Source organism: Hydrogenophaga sp. T2, assembly GCF_049843535.1.
Lineage (GTDB): Bacteria > Pseudomonadota > Gammaproteobacteria > Burkholderiales > Burkholderiaceae_C > Hydrogenophaga > Hydrogenophaga crocea.
Genome location: NZ_JBBHZJ010000002.1, coordinates 608,115 through 624,522 on the forward strand (window position 1 = coordinate 608,115; position 16,408 = coordinate 624,522).

The 16,408-nt window shown below is 72.6% G+C and carries 15 protein-coding genes; 1 reads left to right on the forward strand and 14 read right to left on the reverse strand.

The genetic code is table 11. The features are described from left to right. Positions 1-56: 56 nt before the first annotated feature. Together WDZ95_RS06540 and WDZ95_RS06545 are read right to left on the reverse strand one after the other, a co-directional pair. Entirely contained in the window at positions 57-2,858 is a 2,802-nt protein-coding gene (locus WDZ95_RS06540; protein WP_425777112.1) for a molybdopterin-dependent oxidoreductase, read from the reverse strand. After that, positions 2,855-4,579: an NADH-ubiquinone oxidoreductase-F iron-sulfur binding region domain-containing protein gene (locus WDZ95_RS06545; RefSeq protein ID WP_425777114.1), complete on the reverse strand. Its 1,725-nt coding sequence runs from the start codon at positions 4,577-4,579 to the stop codon at positions 2,855-2,857. Before WDZ95_RS06545 ends, WDZ95_RS06540 begins: the two co-directional genes overlap by 4 nt. 80 nt (positions 4,580-4,659) lie before the next feature. Between WDZ95_RS06545 and WDZ95_RS06550 the strand changes: the two genes are divergently transcribed. After that, positions 4,660-5,751: a substrate-binding domain-containing protein gene (locus WDZ95_RS06550; RefSeq protein WP_425777116.1), complete on the forward strand. Its 1,092-nt coding sequence runs from the start codon at positions 4,660-4,662 to the stop codon at positions 5,749-5,751. A 13-nt stretch (positions 5,752-5,764) separates the two neighbouring features. On the opposite strand, the gene WDZ95_RS06555 is transcribed toward WDZ95_RS06550, so the two are convergent. The 12 genes from WDZ95_RS06555 to WDZ95_RS06610 all read right to left on the reverse strand — a co-directional run bounded on the left by WDZ95_RS06555 (position 5,765) and on the right by WDZ95_RS06610 (position 16,378). Continuing rightward, complete coding sequence (locus WDZ95_RS06555; protein ID WP_425777118.1) at positions 5,765-6,232, reverse strand: CesT family type III secretion system chaperone; 468 nt, start codon at positions 6,230-6,232, stop codon at positions 5,765-5,767. Between the two features lie 98 nt (positions 6,233-6,330). Next, positions 6,331-7,002, reverse strand: a complete 672-nt coding sequence (locus tag WDZ95_RS06560; RefSeq protein ID WP_425777120.1) for a 2-hydroxychromene-2-carboxylate isomerase — start codon at positions 7,000-7,002, stop codon at positions 6,331-6,333. Beyond that, positions 6,999-7,223 (reverse strand): DUF1289 domain-containing protein, encoded by a 225-nt coding sequence (locus WDZ95_RS06565; RefSeq protein ID WP_425777122.1) that lies wholly within the window; start codon positions 7,221-7,223, stop codon positions 6,999-7,001. The genes WDZ95_RS06560 and WDZ95_RS06565 overlap by 4 nt, the downstream gene beginning before the upstream one ends. Beyond that, positions 7,220-7,735: a YbaK/EbsC family protein gene (locus WDZ95_RS06570; protein WP_166229814.1), complete on the reverse strand. Its 516-nt coding sequence runs from the start codon at positions 7,733-7,735 to the stop codon at positions 7,220-7,222. Before WDZ95_RS06570 ends, WDZ95_RS06565 begins: the two co-directional genes overlap by 4 nt. Before the next feature lie 43 nt (positions 7,736-7,778). Beyond that, positions 7,779-8,690, reverse strand: a complete 912-nt coding sequence (locus WDZ95_RS06575) for a hydroxymethylglutaryl-CoA lyase (protein WP_425777124.1) — start codon at positions 8,688-8,690, stop codon at positions 7,779-7,781. Between the two features lie 13 nt (positions 8,691-8,703). Then, the gene (locus tag WDZ95_RS06580; protein WP_425777126.1) at positions 8,704-9,624 is read right to left on the reverse strand and encodes a 2-hydroxyacid dehydrogenase; all 921 of its coding nucleotides are present in this window, start codon (positions 9,622-9,624) and stop codon (positions 8,704-8,706) included. A gap of 35 nt (positions 9,625-9,659) precedes the next feature. Beyond that, the gene (locus WDZ95_RS06585) at positions 9,660-11,669 is read right to left on the reverse strand and encodes an acetyl-CoA carboxylase biotin carboxylase subunit (protein WP_425777128.1); all 2,010 of its coding nucleotides are present in this window, start codon (positions 11,667-11,669) and stop codon (positions 9,660-9,662) included. Positions 11,670-11,688: 19 nt separating this feature from the next. Then, positions 11,689-12,474 carry an enoyl-CoA hydratase/isomerase family protein gene (locus tag WDZ95_RS06590; RefSeq protein WP_425777130.1) on the reverse strand — a complete coding sequence of 262 codons (786 nt, stop codon included), beginning with the start codon at positions 12,472-12,474 and terminating at the stop codon, positions 11,689-11,691. A 1-nt stretch (position 12,475) separates the two neighbouring features. Next, positions 12,476-13,612, reverse strand: a complete 1,137-nt coding sequence (locus tag WDZ95_RS06595; protein ID WP_425777132.1) for an acyl-CoA dehydrogenase family protein — start codon at positions 13,610-13,612, stop codon at positions 12,476-12,478. A gap of 27 nt (positions 13,613-13,639) precedes the next feature. Beyond that, positions 13,640-14,155, reverse strand: coding sequence for a DinB family protein (locus WDZ95_RS06600; RefSeq protein WP_425777134.1), 516 nt, complete (start codon positions 14,153-14,155; stop codon positions 13,640-13,642). A gap of 6 nt (positions 14,156-14,161) precedes the next feature. Further along, complete coding sequence (locus tag WDZ95_RS06605; protein WP_425777136.1) at positions 14,162-14,755, reverse strand: hypothetical protein; 594 nt, start codon at positions 14,753-14,755, stop codon at positions 14,162-14,164. Positions 14,756-14,770: 15 nt separating this feature from the next. Beyond that, entirely contained in the window at positions 14,771-16,378 is a 1,608-nt protein-coding gene (locus tag WDZ95_RS06610; protein ID WP_425777138.1) for a carboxyl transferase domain-containing protein, read from the reverse strand. Positions 16,379-16,408: the final 30 nt, after the last annotated feature.

The following is a 16,408-nucleotide window of genomic DNA, read 5'->3' on the forward strand; positions in this document are numbered from 1 at the left end:
GTGCTGCGGTGAAGGCCCATTCTGGGCCGGCACCGCGCGCCCGGGCTTGATGCCCGTCAAACCGGCGTGGCTTCCGGCCTCACGTCGACGGCGCAGTACTTGAGCTCGGCGATCTTGCCCACCGGGTCGAGCGCGGGGTTGGTGAGCACGTTGGCCGCGGCCTCGCGGTAGGCGAAGGGGATGAAGGCGGTGTCGGCGGGCAGCGCGTCGTCGAGCCGCACCGGCAGCGTGATGGCGCCCCGGCGCGAAGCCACACGCGCCGCCGCGCCCGCGCGCAGCCCCAGCCGCGCCGCGGTCAGCGGGTGCAGGCTCACCACCGGGCCGGGCTCGATCGCGTCGAGCACCGTGGCGCGCCGCGTCATGCTGCCGGTGTGCCAGTGTTCGAGCTGGCGGCCGGTGATCAGCACCAGCGGGTACTGCCGATCGGGCGTTTCGGCCGGCGGCGTGAGCGCCGCGGGCACCAGGCGGCCGCGGCCGTCGGCCGTGGGAAAGCCGTCGGTAAACACCACGGACTGGCCGGGGTCGGCCTCGTCGGCCACCGGGTAGGTGACCGCGCCCTCGCGCCACAGGCGCGGCCAGCTCAGTCCGCGGATGCTGGGCATGAGCGCGCGCATCTCTTCGTACACCGCGGCGATGCCCTGCGTGGCATCGCCGCTGCCGCTGCCGTCGGGCGCCACGCCGTAGCGCCAGGCCAGGCCCAGGCGCTGCGCGAGCTGCTCGGTGATCCAGGCGTCGGCGCGCGCCTCGCCCGGCGAACCCACGGCCTTGCGGCCGAGCTGCACGCAGCGGTCGGTGTTGGTCACGCTGCCGGTCTTCTCGGGCCAGGCGGTGGCGGGCAGCACCACGTCGGCGAGCGTGGCGGTTTCGGTCAGGAAGATGTCGATCACCACCAGGTGCTGCAGGGCCGCGAGCGCTTCGCGCGCGTGGGTGGCGTCGGGGTCGCTCATGGCGGGGTTCTCACCCTGCACGAGCATGGCGGTGATCTCGCCACGGTACGCGGCGTCGACGATCTCGACCACGGTGAGGCCGGGCTCGCTGCCCAGCGTGCCCGCGGGCAGGCCCCAGAGCGCCTCGGCCTTCTCGCGCGCGGCGCCATCGGCCACGCGCGCGTAGTCGGGCAGCACCATGGGGATCAGGCCGGCGTCGCTCGCGCCCTGCACGTTGTTCTGGCCGCGCAGCGGGTGCAGGCCGGTGCCGGGGCGGCCGATCTGGCCCGTGACCAGCGCGAGCGCGATCAGGCAGCGCGCGTTGTCGGTGCCGTGGGTGTGCTGGCTCACGCCCATGCCCCAGAGGATCATGGCGTTCTTTGCGGTGGCGTAGGCGCGCGCGACCTCGCGCAGCGTGGCCGCGTCGATGCCGCAGACCGGGGCCATGGCCTCGGGCGTGAACGCCGCCACGTGTTCGCGGATGAGCTCGAAATCGCGCGTGTGGGCGGCGATGTAGGCGGGGTCGGTCAGGCCCTCGGCCACGATCACGTGCAGCAGCGCGTTGAGCAGGGCCACGTCGCTGCCGGGCTGGAAGCCCAGGTGCTTCCAGGCGTGGCGCGCGAGCTCGGTGCGGCGCGGGTCGGCCAGCACCAGGCGGGTGCCGCGCTTCACCGCGTTCTTGATCCAGGTCGCACCCACCGGGTGGTTCTGCGCCGGGTTGGCGCCGATCAAGAGCACGAAATCGGCGTGGGCCACGTCGCGCAGCGGGTTGGTGACCACGGCCGAGCCCAGACCCTCCATGAGCGCGGCCACGCTGGAGGCGTGGCACAGGCGCGTGCAGTGATCCACGTTGTGGGTGCCGAAGGCGCTGCGCACGAGCTTCTGGAACAGGTAGGCCTCTTCGTTCGTGCCCTTGGCCGAGCCGAAGCCCGCAACCGGGCTCGCGCGACCGCGCGCGGCCGTGGCCTGCAAGGCGCGCTGGAAACCCGCGGCGGCGAGATCGAGCGCTTCGTCCCAGCTCGCTTCGCGGAACTGCGCGCGCAGCTCGTCGGGCGTGAGGCGGCGGCCCACGGCCAGCGGGTCCTTGGCCACGCCGGCGCGGCGCACCAGCGGGCGCGTGAGGCGCTCGGGGCTGTGCGCGTAGTCGAAGCCGAAGCGGCCTTTCACGCAGAGCCGGCCTTCGTTGGCCGGGCCCGCGATGCCCTCGACGTGCGCGATGCGGTCGTTCTCATCGACGTGGTAGCGAAGCTGGCAGCCCACGCCGCAGAAGGGGCAGACCGAATCGACCTGCTTGAGCGAGGGCTTGGCGAAGGCACCGTTGGCGGGCGCGATGGCGCCCGTGGGGCAGGCCTGCACGCACTCGCCACAGGCCACGCAGGTGCTGTCGCCCAGGGGGTCGTTCTGGTCGAACACGATCTGCGCGTGGCCGCCGCGGAAGGCCAGGCCCAGCACGTCGTTGCCCTGGGTCTCGCGGCAGGCGCGGATGCAGCGCGTGCACTGGATGCAGGCATCGCGGTTCACGGCCATCGCCGGATGGGAGCGGTCTTCTGCCACGGCCTCGCGCGCGGCGAAGTGCCCGGCGCGCGCGCCGGTTTCGCGCGCCCAGTGCGCGAGCTCGCTGTCGTGTTTGAGCGCGGCGGTGCCGGGCGCGTCGGCCAGCAGCAGTTCGAGCACGGTTCGGCGCGCGGTCGCCGCGCGCGGCGTGTCGGTCTTGACCACCATGCCCGCGCTCGGTGCGCGGCAGCACGAGGGCGCGAGCACGCGCTCGCCCTCGATCTCGACCACGCAGGCGCGGCAGTTGCCCGCGGGGCGCAGGCCGTCGCTCGCGCACAGGCGCGGCAGCACGACGCCCGCGCGATCGGCGGCCTGCAGCAGGGTTTCGCCGGGTGCGGCCTCCACCGCGCGGCCATCGAGGATGAAGGGGATGTTCACGGGCCCACCTCGTCGGGGAAGAACCGGCGCACGCTGTCCACCGGGTTGGGCGCGGCCTGGCCCAGGCCGCAGATGCTGGCCTCGCGCATCACGGCCGAGAGTTCGTCCATGCGCTCGCCGTCCCAGGCAGGCGACTGCATGAGGCGCACGAGCTGGCCGGTGCCGGCGCGGCAGGGCGTGCACTGGCCGCAGGATTCGTGTTCGAAGAAGCGCATGAGGTTGAGCGCCGCGTCGCGCGCGCGGTCGTGCTGGCCCAGCACCACCACCGCCATCGATCCCACGAAGGCGCCGTGCTCGGCCAGGGTGTCGAAGTCGAGCGGCACGTCGGCCAGCGACGCGGGCAGGATGCCGCCCGAGGCGCCGCCGGGCAGGAAAGCGTGCAGCGTGTGGCCCTCGGCCATGCCGCCGGCGAATTCGTCGATGAGCTCGCGCAGCGTGATGCCCGCGGGCGCGAGGTGCACGCCCGGCCGTTTCACGCGGCCCGAGACCGAAAAGCGCCGCAGGCCGTGGCGGCCGCGGCGGCCCTGCGCGGCCCAGGTGGCGCCGCCCTGCGCGAGCAGCAGCGGCACCCACCACAGGGTTTCGAGGTTGTGCGCGAGCGTGGGCCGGCCGAACACGCCGTGGTGCGCCACGATGGGCGGCTTCAGGCGCGGCAGGCCGCGCTTGCCTTCGATCGATTCGATCAGCGCCGACTCTTCGCCGCACACGTAGGCGCCCGCGCCGCGGCGCAGCTCGATCGCCGGCGCACGGTAGCCGGGGAAGCGCTCGGCCAGCGCCTGCAGCCGCGGCCGCAGGGATGCGATCTCGCGTTCGAGCAGCGCGCGCGCGTCGTGGTACTCGTCGCGCAGGTAGAGCCACACGTGGCTCAGGCCCACCACCTCGGCCGCGATCAGCAGGCCTTCGAGCACCTGCGGCGCGCCCGTGGTGAGCACGTGCCAGTCCTTGAAGGTGCCGACCTCGCCTTCGTCGATGTTGACCACGCCGTAGCGCACGCCCGGCTGGGCGCGCACCGTGTCCCACTTGCGCCAGGCCGGAAAGCCCGCGCCGCCCAGGCCGCGCAGGTTCGCGGCCTTGAGCTCGGCGATCACCGCATCGCCCGTGAGCGCGCCCGCGAGCAGCCGCTGCAGTTGTGTGAGCGCATTGGCCTGCGGCGCGGGCAGCGCGCGCGGGCCGGTGGCGCCGCGCGCGATGGCGTCGCCGATGGCCTCGGTGCTGGCGTGCGGCAACTGGTGCTGGCCCACGCAGGCCGCGGGCGCCTGGTGGCACTGGCCGATGCAGGGCACGGGCTCGACGGCCAGGTGCGGACGGTCCGCGAGCGCGGCCCGGGTGCGCGCGAGCAGGTCCTCGCCGCCGGCCATGGCGCAGGCCAGGCTGGTGCACACGCGCACCGTGGTGCGCGCCACCTCGGCGGTGTCGTCGACGAGCTTGAAGTGGTGGTAGAAGCTCGCGACCTCGTAGACCTCGACCTGGCTCAGGCGCAGCCGCTCCGCCAGCGCCGCCAGATGGCCCTGGCGCAACGCGCCCTCGGCGTCGTTGAGGCGGTGCAGGTGCTCGATCAGCAGGTCGGGGCGCGGCGCCAGGCCTTCGCAGAGCGCCGCCACGCGCTCGCGCGCGGCCGGCTCGACCTGGCGGCCCTTGGGGGTGCGGCGGGCCGCCCCGCGCGCCTGCCGTTCGAGCGGGCGGATGGGGATGACCACGGGTGTGGCGGAAGAGGTGTTCATCGTGGGGTCCGGGCTGTGACAGCACGGTAGCACCATGAAGGCCGCTTAATATGTTCGGTCTTGCACATAGGGGATCCGTCATGCCCGCCCGTTCCGCCGCCGCCCTGCACGTCAGCCTGCACCCGCACTGGCGCGTGGGCCGCAGCGAAAGCGACACGCTCGACGCCACCGCCCTGCTCGACCTGCTCGCCACGGTGCAGGGCACGGGCAGCATCGCGCAGGCCGGGCGCGAGCTGGGCCTGTCGTACCGCCACGCCTGGGGCCTTCTGCAACAGGCCGAGGCGCTGTTCGGCCAGCCGCTGCTGATGCGCGGGCGCGGCCGCGGCTCGGCGCTGACCGAGCTCGGCGAGAAGCTGGTCTGGGCCGACGCGCGCATCGGCGCGCGCCTGCAGCCGCTGCTCGAATCGCTGGCCTCGGAGCTCGAGGGCGAACTGGGCCGCGTGCAGCGGCGCACCCGCGCCGTGCCGCGCCTGCACGCGAGCCACGGCTTTGCAGTGGCCGCGCTGCGCGAGCAGCTCGCCGCGCGCGAGGTGGCGGTGGAGGTGCGCTACCGCAACAGCCTGGAGGCGGTGGCCGCGCTCGCGCACGGGGAGTGCGAGCTCGCGGGCTTTCACGTGCCGCTGGGCGCCTTCGAAGCCGAGGCCGCGGCGCGCTACCGCGCCTGGCTGCAACCCGAGCGCCACCGGCTGGTTCACCTGGCGGTGCGCACCCAGGGTCTGTTCGTGGCCCCGGGCAATCCGCTGGGCCTGAGCGGGCTGGCCGATCTGGGCCGCCCGGGCCTGCGCTTCGTGAATCGGCCCGAGGGCTCGGGCACGCGCGTGCTCACCGAACTGCTGCTGCAACGCCAGGGCCTGGCGGCTCGCGCGGTGAGCGGCTGGGACAACACCGAGCTCACGCACGCGGCCGTGGCGGCCTACGTGGCGAGCGGCATGGCCGACGTGGGCATCGGCGTGCAGACCGCGGCGCAACGCTTCGGCCTGCACTTCATCCCCTTGCTGCGCGAGCGCTATTTCTTCGCGGTGCCGGCCGACGCGCTGCAGCGCGACACGCTCAAGCCCGTGCTTGCGGTGCTGCGCTCACCGGCGTTCCGCGCGCGCGTGGCCGCGCTCAAGGGTTACGAGGCCGCGCAGACCGGTCAGGTGCTCACGCTGGGCGAGGCCTTCGGGGCCTGAGGCCGCGCACGGCTCAGGCCGTGCGGGCCAGCAGCGCGTGCGCGCGTTCGCGGCTGCTGCGCTCGTCGGGCGCGAGGGTGGCCTCGCGCAACACGGCCTGCACGTAACGCGCGTGCGCGAGCGCGCGGCGCAGCTCCTGCATGAGGCGCTGGGCGCCCTCGGGCTCGGCGAGCCAGAGCACCTGCAGCAGGTAGATGCGGCCGCTGTCACCGTCGCACGCCAGCACGCCCTGGTGCCGGGGCACGCTCTGCAGGTTCAGCTGCAGCAGCCGGCCCAGCACCGCGTCGCCCTGCCCGGCTTCGAGGCGGCCGATGGGGATGCGCGCCTGCAGCAGGTGGGGCGCGTCGAAGGCCGAGTAGCACAGCTCCAGGGCGAAGCCGTCGAGCGTGAGCGGCAGGCAGGCCTGGGGGGCCTGGGGCGCGGGCAGGCCCGCGAATTCGCACCATTGCCGCAACGCGGCCTGAAAAACGCCTAGTGCCATGCGGGCTCCCTGGCGGCGGTCGACCGCCTGTTCGATGGCGACTGTGTCGCGGGCCCGGGGCAATGATTCCGCGGCCCCGGGGCGGCGTGATCGAGAGATCAGCGCCGCTGCACGCCCACCGCGGTCTGCCCCGCGCGCTCCCAGGCGCCGCTGTCGAACCAGGCGTCGCCCGCGAGCCAGGCCTGCAGCATGGGCAGGGCGTCGAAGCCCCAGAACACGCGGCCATCGGCCACCACCGCGGGCACGCCGAACAGACCGAGCGCGAGCGCTTCGTCGGTGTTGGCACGCAGGCGCCGCTTCACGGTGTCGCCGTCGGGCGCGAGCCATTCGCGGCCGCGCTGGCGCATGTGGTCCTGCAGGCGTTCCTGCAGCGCGGCCAGGCGCGCCGGATCGGCCGCGTCGGCGCCGCCGTGCCACACGTGCTCGAACAGCAGCCCGGTGACGTAGCGGTTGGTGTCGCCGGGCGCCTCGTCCTGCGCGGTGGCCAGGCCCAGGCGCAGCAGCGGCAGCGGGTTGAAGGGATGGGCCGCGGGCATGTCGAGGCGGATGCCGTGGCGGTGCGCGAGCCACTGCACCTGGCGGTAGGTCCAGTCGCGCTTGCCCGGGATCTCGGCCGGGCCGAGCTGGCCGTGGGCCTTGAGCAGCGCCGCGAACAGCACCGGGCGGTAGCGCACCGCCACGCTGTGGCCTTCGAGCGCCTGCGGCAAGGCCGCGAAGGCCAGGTGGGCGTAGGGCGAGATCGGGTCGTAGAAGAACTGCAGCTCGGTCATGCGGGCACCTCGCGGGTTTCGAGCTGCGCCCACACGGCGAGCTTGGCGGCGTCGTCCAGGCGGCTCCAGGCGCCGATCTCGTCGAGCGTGCGCCGGCAGCCCACGCACATCAGGCTGCGTTCGTCGAGGCGGCAGACGCCGATGCAGGGCGAGGGCGCGGCCACGCCGGGCTGGCGCAGGCGGGCGCGCGCGAGGTTGGGGCGCTCGGGCGTCTGGCTCATGCGGTTTCGATCTGCACCACGTCGGCCACGGGCGCGCCGGTGTAGCGCGCAAGCTCCTGCGGCGTGAGCGGGAACACCGCGTGCGGGTGGCCCGCGGCGGCCCAGATCACGTCGAAGCGGAACAGCTCGCGGTCGATCAGCGTGACGGGTTCGTTCGCGTGCGCGAGCGGCGACACGCCGCCGATGGAGAAGCCGGTCTGCGCCTTCACGAACTCGGCGTCGGCGCGGCCGAGCTTGCCGCCGGCCTCGGCGCACACGATGTCCTGCACGCGCTTTTCGTCCACGCGGCGGTCGCCCGAGGTGATGACGAGCACGGCGCGCTCGTCGCTCTTGCGGCGGAAGATGATGCTCTTGGCGATCTGGCCCAACGCCACGCCGAGCGCGTCGGCGGCCTGCTGCGCGGTGCGCGCGGCGTCGTCGAGCATCACGGGGGCATGGGCATGACCGAGCGCGGCGAGGCGGTCGGCCACGCGCTGGATGGCGGGAGTGGGGGCAGCGGAATTCAAGCTCATGGCCCGGGATGGTAGGGGGCTGCCGATCGGTCCGTCGGCGGCGTCAGCCCTGCCGCTTGGCGAGCAGCGCGCGCGCCACGCGCGAGTTGGTGGGCCGGCCCAGCTGCTCGCTGATGTAGCTGCCGGCGTCGATCAGCGCGTCGAGGTCGATGCCGGTCTCGATGCCCATGCCGTGCAGCAGGTAGACCACGTCTTCGGTGGCCACGTTGCCCGTCGCGCCCTTGGCGTAGGGGCAGCCGCCCAGGCCGGCCACGGAGGTGTCGTGGTGCCACACGCCCATCTCGAGCGCGGCCAGGGTGTTGGCCACGGCCTGGCCGTAGGTGTCGTGGAAGTGGCCCGAAATCTGGTCGATGTGGAAGTGCTTGAGCGTGGCCTCGATCGCGGCCTGCACCTTCTTCGGCGTGCCCACGCCGATGGTGTCGGCCACGCCCACGTGCTCCACGCCGATGCCCTTCATGAGACCGGCCAGGTAGTCCACGCGCGAGGGCGGCACATCGCCTTCGTAGGGGCAGCCCACGGTGCAGCTCATGGCGCCACGCACCGCGATGCCCGCGGCCTTGGCGGCCTGCACCACGGGCGCGAAGCGCTCGATGCTCTCGGCGATGCTGCAGTTGATGTTCTTCTGGCTGAAGGCCTCGCTGGCGGCGCCGAACACCACGATCTCGTCGGGCTTGTCGGCCAGCGCGGCCTCGAAGCCCTTGAGGTTGGGCGTGAGCACCGAGTAGCGCACGCCGGGCTGACGCCGCACGCCCTGCATCACCGCGTGGTTGTCGGCCATCTGCGGCACCCACTTGGGGCTCACGTAGCTCGTGACCTCGATCTCTTTGAGGCCCGCGGCCTGCAGGCGGTGCACCAGCTCGATCTTGACCGCGGCGGGCACGGGCTGTTTCTCGTTCTGCAGGCCGTCGCGCGGGCCCACATCGACGATCTTCACGCGGGAGGGCAGGTTGTTCATGGGGCGTCCTTGTTCAATAACCGCGGCGGCGGTCGACCTCGCCGGCCACGGCCTCGCCGCGTTGCAGCGCGGCGATCTTGCGCGCGATCTGGGCGATGCTCTCGTCGCGCAGGGTGCGCGCCGAGGTGTGCGGCGTGACCGTGATTTTCGGGTGCTTCCAGAAACCATGGTCGGCAGGCAGGGGTTCGGTGCGGAACACGTCGAGCGTGGCGCCGGCCAGGTGCCCGTCGTCGAGCAGCGCGAGCAGGTCGGCGTCGACCAGGTGCGCGCCGCGCGCGAGGTTGATCACGTAGCCGCCGGGGCGCAGCAGGCCCAGCGTGCGGCGGTTCAGGATGTTCTCGGTCTCGGGCGTGAGCGGCAGCAGGTTGATGAGCACGCGGCACTGCGACAGGAAGGCGTCGAGCTGCGCCTCGCCCGCGTGGGTGGTCACGCCCTCGATGGCCTTGGGCGTGCGGCTCCAGCCGTGCACCGGAAACTCGAACACCGTGAGCGCGCGCGCCACGCGCTCGCCGAGCACGCCCAGGCCCATCACGCCCACGGGGAAGTCGGCCCGCGCCCGCGGCTTGCGGTAGGACCAGCGGCCTTGGGCCACGTCGGCCTCGTAGCCGTCGAGCTCGCGGAAGTGGCGGATCACCGCGTGGCAGGCGAACTCGGCCATCTGCACCGACATGCCCGCGTCGTCGAGCCGCACGATGCGCGTGGCCTCGGGAATGCGCAGGGCGAGCAGCGCGTCCACGCCGGCGCCGGTGTTGAACGCGGCCTTCAGGCCGGGCTGTTCATCGAAGAAGGCCTGCGGCGGCGCCCAGACCACCGCGAAATCGGCGGCGGGCGCACCTGGCTGCCACACGCTCACGGTGGCTTCGGGGAAAGCGGCCTGCAGGCCCTGTTGCCAGGGCTCGGCCTTTTGCTGGCTGAGACAGACGGTGATGTGCATGGGCCGAGCTTACGCGGGCCGCGCGGCGCGATCTGTCACGCGCCCGCCAGCTTGAGCAGCTCCGCGCCCTCGGCCACCTGGTCGCCGGGCGCATAGAGCAGTTCGGCCACGGTGCCGTCGGCGGGCGCGGCGATGGTGTGCTCCATCTTCATGGCTTCCATCACCGCGAGCGCCTGGCCCTTCTTCACCGCGTCGCCGGCCTTCACCGCGAACGACACCACCTTGCCCGGCATGGGCGCGGTGAGGCGGCCGCTGTCGCCCTCGCCTTCGCCGGCGTGGGCCAGCAGATCGATCTCGACCAGGCTGGTGGCGCCGCGCGCGCAGAACACGTGCACGGTCTCGCCGGTGGTCCAGGTCTGCACGGTGTCGCGGCGGCCCGCGAACTGCAGGTCGAAGCGGCCTTCGGGCAGGGCCTCGAAGCGCAGCGGGCCTTGCAGGTCACCGAGCGCGAGCGTGGGCTCACCGCCACGGCCGTAGGTGAGCGTGGCCTGCAGGCGTTCGCCGGCCACCTCGAAGTCGAAGCGGCGCGTGGTGAGGCCGTGCGAGCGGAAGCCGTCGCGGCGCGAGAACGGGTCGGCGCCTTCGAGCGCGCGCTCGGCGCGCAGGGTCTGCGCGACCGCGGCGGCCACGGCCGTGGGCGTGCCCACGCGGTCCTGCTGGAACAGCACCGCGGCCTCGCGCGGGATCAGCGCGGTGTCGAGCCGCGCCCGCGCGAAGGATTCGCTCGCCACCACGTGGCGCAGGAACTGCACGTTGGTGGCCAGGCCCACGATGCGCGTCTCGGCCAGGGCGGCGTCGAGCCGCGCAAGCGCCTGCTCGCGCGTGTCGCCGTGCACGATGAGCTTGGCGATCATCGAGTCGTAGAAAGGGCTGATGGCGTCGCCCTCGCGCACGCCGTCGTCGAAGCGGATGGCCCCGCGCTCAAACGCGCTGTGCGCGGGCTTGCGGTAGACCTGCAGCGTGCCGGTGGCGGGCAGGAACTGGTTGTCGGGGTTCTCGGCGCAGATGCGGGCCTCGATCGCGTGGCCCTGCATGCGCAGTTCGTGCTGCTGCAGCGGCAGCGGTTCGCCCGCGGCCACGCGCAGCTGCCACTCCACCAGGTCGAGGCCGGTGATGGCCTCGGTCACCGGGTGCTCGACCTGCAGCCGGGTGTTCATCTCCATGAAGTAGAAGCGCATGGCCTCGGGACGCTCATAGCCCTCGGGCTGTTCGACGATGAATTCCACCGTGCCCGCGCCCACGTAATTCACCGCCTTGGCCGCGGCCACCGCGGCCTCGCCCATGCGCTGGCGCAGCTCGGGCGACATGCCGGGCGCGGGCGCTTCTTCGAGCACCTTCTGGTGGCGGCGCTGCACCGAGCAGTCGCGCTCGAACAGGTACACGCAGTGGCCGTGCGCGTCGCCGAACACCTGGATCTCGATGTGGCGCGGGCGCTGCACGTACTTCTCGATCAGCACCGCGTCGCTGCCGAAGCTGTTGCGCGCCTCGCGCTGGCAGCTCGCGAGCGCGGCGGCGAAGTCTTCGCTCTTCTCGACCACGCGCATGCCCTTGCCACCGCCGCCCGCGCTGGCTTTGATGAGCGCGGGGTAGCCGATGCGGTCGGCCTCGCGCTGCAGCAGCGCGGGGTCCTGGTCGGCGCCGTGGTAGCCCGGCACCAGCGGCACGCCGGCCTTCTCCATGAGGCGCTTGGACTCGGCCTTGAGGCCCATGGCCTCGATGGCCGAAGAGGGCGGGCCGATGAACACCAGGCCGGCCTGGGCGCAGGCGTCGGCGAAGGCCTCGTTCTCGCTCAGGAAGCCGTAGCCGGGGTGGATGGCCTGCGCGCCCGTGGCCTGCGCGGCCGCGATGATGCGCTCCCACTGCAGGTAGCTCTCGCGCGGCGCGGAGCCGCCGATGTGCACCGCCTCGTCGCAGGCGGCCACGTGCTTGGCGCGCGCGTCGGCGTCGGAGTACACGGCCACGGTGCGGATGCCCAGGCGGCGCGCGGTGGCGGCGACGCGGCAGGCGATTTCGCCGCGGTTGGCGATCAGGATCTTGGTGAACATGGGGCGTCTTTCGGCGGGTTCAGGGGAGCCAGTGCGGCGGGCGCTTGTTCAGGAACGAGGCCAGGCCCTCGCGTCCCTCCTCGCTGGCGCGGATGTCGGCGATGCGGCGTGCGGTCTCGCCGCGCAGCTCTGCCGTGATCGGCTGGCCCGCGACGTCGCGCACCAGGGCCTTGCAAGCGCGCACCGCGGCCGGGCCGTTGGCCACCAGCGTGGCCACGAGTTCGTCGACCCGGGCGTCGAGCGTGTCGGGCGTGGCGAGTTCGTGCACCATGCCCAGCGCGTGCGCCTGCGCGGCGCCGAAGCGCTCGGCCGTGACCATGTAGCGGCGCGCCGCCTGCGCGCCCATGGCGCGGGCCACGTAGGGGCTGATGGTGGCGGGCAGCAGGCCCAGGCGCGCTTCGGACAGGCAGAAGGTCGCGCCCTCGACGGCCACGAGCACGTCGCACACCGCGGCCAGGCCCATGCCACCGGCGTAGCAGTCGCCCTGGATGCGGCCCACGATGGGCACCGGGCACTGGTCCAGCGTCCACAGCATGTCGGCCAGGCGCTGCGCGTCGGCGCGGTTCTCGTCCCACGAGTAGCCGGCCATGGCCTTCATCCAGTGGAGGTCGGCGCCGGCGCAGAAGGCCTTGCCGTGCGCGCCGAGCACCACCACGCGCAGGTCCTTGTCGTGCGCGAGCATTTCGAAAGTGCGCGTGAGCGCGGCGATCACCTCGTCGTTGAAGGCGTTGCGCACCTCGGGGCGGTTGAGCCACACGCGCGCCACGTGCGCGCTGGGGCGGGTCAGTTCGATCACATCGCTCATCTCAATACCTCTTGGCCACTTCTTCGAGCATCACCTCGGTCGCGCCGCCGCCAATGGCCAGCACGCGCGCGTCGCGCCACAGGCGCTCGATCGCGGTCTCGCGGATGAAGCCCATGCCGCCGTGGAACTGCTGGCAGGTCTGCACCACCTCGTTCACGAGCTCGCCCGTAAGCGCCTTGAGCATGGACACCTGCTGCACGATGTCGCGGCCCTGGGTCACGTTCCAGGCGCAGTGGTACATGAACTGGCGCGCTGCGCGCACCTTGGCGTCGAGCATGGACAGGCGCTGGCGGATGGTCTGCTGGTCCCACAGCGGGCCGCCGAAGGCCTGGCGCTGGCGCACGTGGTCGAGCGTGAGCTGCAGCGCGCGCTGGCAATGGCCCACGGCCATGGCACCGAGCGCGATGCGCTCGGTCTGGAAGTTCTGCATCACCGCGTAGAAGCCCTTGCCCTCTTCGCCGAGCAGGTTGGCCGCGGGCACGCGCACGTTGTCGAACACCAGCTCGGCCGTGTCGGAGCTGAGCCAGCCGGTCTTGTTCAGCGCGCGGCCCACGCTGAAGCCCGGCGTGCCCTTCTCCACGATGAACATCGAGACCTCGCGCTTGCCGGGGCCGGTCTTGGCCGCGACGAAGTACAGGTCGGCGTGCACGCCGTTGGTGATGAACATCTTGGTGCCGTTGATCACCCAGTGATCGCCGTCGCGCACGGCGCGCGTGCGGATGCCGGCCACGTCGGAGCCGGCGCCGGGCTCGGTGATGGCCACGGCGCAGATGGCTTCGCCCGCGCACACGCGCGGCAGGTGCCGGGCCTTTTGCGCGGCATTGCCCGCGTGGTGCAGGTGGGGGCCGGCCATGTCGGTGTGCACGAGCACGGTGATGACGAAGCCCGCGTAGGTGCTCTGCGACAGCGCCTCGGCGAACACCAGGTTGGTCAGCGCGTCGGCGTCGCCGCCGCCGTGCTCGCCCTCGAAGGCCAGGCCCAGCAGACCGGCCTGGCCCATGCGGCGCAGCACCTCGCGCGGCACGAAGCCCTGGCGCTCCCAGGCGTCGGCGTGCGGCTCGACCTCGCGCGCGAGAAAGCGCGCCACCTGTTCGCGCAGGGTCTGGTGCTCGGGCGTGTCGTAGATGGTGGATTCCATGCGCTTGTCTCCGTCGGTGCGCCGGCTTCAGCCGGTCGGGGTCTTTTGGGCCTGCAGGAAATACACGAGGTCGAGCTCGGGCGCGGGCTCGCCGAACGCGGTGAGCGTGGCCGTGATCTGGCCGCGGTGGTGCGTGGCGTGGTTGAACACGTGGGCCAGCGTGGGGGCGAACGGCAGATCGACCTCGGCGCCGTTCATGCGCGTGTAGCGCAGCCGGGCCTCGAAGCGCTCGGCCGGCCAGGCGGCGATGGCGTCGGCCCAGGCCTCGGCGCCCGCTTGCAGCGCTTGCGCCAGGCGCGCGCGGTCGGCCTCGGCCTCGTGGTCGAGCGCGAGCCGCGGCGATTCGCCGTGGGCGAAGCGCCGGAACCACAGCAGGCTTTCGCCCACGAGCAGGTGGTTGAGCGTGCCGTGCACGCTCTTGAAGAACAGGCCCACGTCGCGCCGGTAAGCGTCGTCGTCGAGCGCGGCCACGGCGGCGAGCAGGCGCTGGGTGGCCCAGGCGTGGTAGCGCGCGAGCAGGTGGAAGTGGGCGCGTGCGTCCACGGCGGCTCAGCAGTTGAAGGGTTCCACGCCGCCGTCGAAGCTGCGGCGGCGCAGGACCAGCTCGGGCAGCACCAGTGCTTGCCCGTTGCGTTGCGCGGCGGGCCAGGCCAGCCGCACCATGGCGCCAGGCTGGGGCACCAGCGCCAGCAATTCGACGCGCCCGCCCGAGCGCGAGGTCTCGATCGGCTCGCCCTGCTGCCAGCGATCCCCCGGGCCGGGCGCGCGGCCGCCGTAGGACGGGTCGGTGAAACGGGCCGCGACGGGCTGGCCGTCCACCTCGAGCACGACAGGACCGGACAACGCGATCACCGTGCGCGCCGGCAACGTGAACGCCAGCGAGATCTGCAGGCCGCGCGTGTCCCCGCGGTCGAGCACGCTGCGCACCTCGATGAACAGGCCATCACCCAGGTCCAGCCGCACACCCGTCTGTGGCCCGGACTTGCCCTGGCAGTTCGCGCGCCGCCACTCGGCGCGCGCCAGCGGGGTCTCGGGACGGTAGTAGGTGCCATAGGGCGCGACCACGCAGGCGGGCAGCGTGGCCACGGCCGCCAGCGCGATCCAGTGGCGGCGGTTCAGCAAGGGCTTGGCCAGGCGCTTCATGGTCGCTGCCCCGGCTCACATGCGGAACACGCCGAACTTCGGCTCGCCGATGGGCGCGTTGAGCGTGGCCGACATCGCGAGCGCGAGGATGCGGCGCGTGTCGGCGGGGTCGATCACGCCGTCGTCCCAGAGGCGCGCGCTCGCGTAGTAGGGATGCGACTGGTGCGCGAACTGGTCGAGCAGCGGCTGCTTGAAGGCCGCTTCCTCCTCGGCGCTCCACTGGCCGCCCTTGGCCTCGATGCCGTCGCGCTTGACGGTGGCAAGCACGCTGGCGGCCTGCTCGCCCCCCATCACGCTGATGCGCGCGTTGGGCCACATCCAGAGGAAGCGCGGGCTGTAGGCGCGGCCGCACATGCCGTAGTTGCCCGCGCCGTAGCTGCCGCCGATGATGATGGTGAACTTGGGCACCTGCACCGTGGCCACGGCCGTGACCATCTTGGCGCCGTGGCGCGCGATGCCTTCGCTCTCGTACTTGCGGCCCACCATGAAGCCGGTGATGTTCTGCAGGAACAGCAGCGGCACCTTGCGCTGGCCGCACAGCTCGATGAAGTGCGCGCCCTTTTGCGCGCTCTCGGAGAACAGCACGCCGTTGTTGGCCACGATGCCGATGGGCATGCCCTCGATGTGCGCGAAGCCGCAGACCAGGGTGCTGCCGTAGCGCGCCTTGAACTCGTGGAACTCGGAGCCATCGACGATGCGCGCGATGATTTCGCGCACGTCGTAGGGTTTGCGCGTGTCGGTGGGGATCACGCCGTAGATTTCTTCGGCCGCGTACAGCGGCGCGCGCGGCGCGATCAGCGCCTGCGCCACTTCCTTGCGGCGGTTGAGCGTGGCCACGGCCTGGCGCGCGAGCGCGATGGCGTGGGCGTCGTTCTGCGCGAGGTGGTCGGCCACGCCCGAGAGGCGGGTGTGCACGTCGCCGCCGCCCAGGTCTTCGGCGCTCACGATCTCGCCGATGGCGGCCTTCACCAGCGGCGGGCCGCCCAAAAAGATGGTGCCCTGGTTCTTCACGATGATGGTCTCGTCGCTCATCGCGGGCACGTAGGCGCCGCCCGCGGTGCACGAGCCCATGACCACGGCGATCTGCGCGATGCCCTGCGCGCTCATGTTGGCCTGGTTGTAGAAGATGCGGCCGAAGTGCTCGCGGTCGGGGAAGACCTCGTCCTGGTTGGGCAGGTTGGCGCCGCCCGAGTCCACCAGGTAGATGCAGGGCAGGCGGTTCTGCATGGCCACCTCCTGCGCGCGCAGGTGCTTCTTCACCGTCATGGGGTAGTAGGTGCCGCCCTTGACGGTCGCGTCGTTGCAGACGATCAGGCAGTCGACCCCGCTCACGCGGCCGATGCCCGCGATCACGCCGGCGCAGGGCGCGTCGCCGTTGTACATGCCGTGCGCGGCCAGCGGCGACAGCTCGAGGAAGGGCGTACCGGGGTCGAGCAGCATCTGCACGCGGTCGCGCGGCAGCAGCTTGCCGCGCGCGGTGTGCTTGGCGCGCGCGGCCTCGCCGCCGCCTTGCGCGGCCTTGGCCAGTTGCCGTTTCAGGTCCTCGACCTGGGCGCGCATGGCCTCGGCGTTGGCCTGGAATTCGGCCGATCGGGGGTTGAGCTTGGTCTCCAGGAGGGGCATGGCAGGGCCTGTGTCTTGTGGGGCGGACGA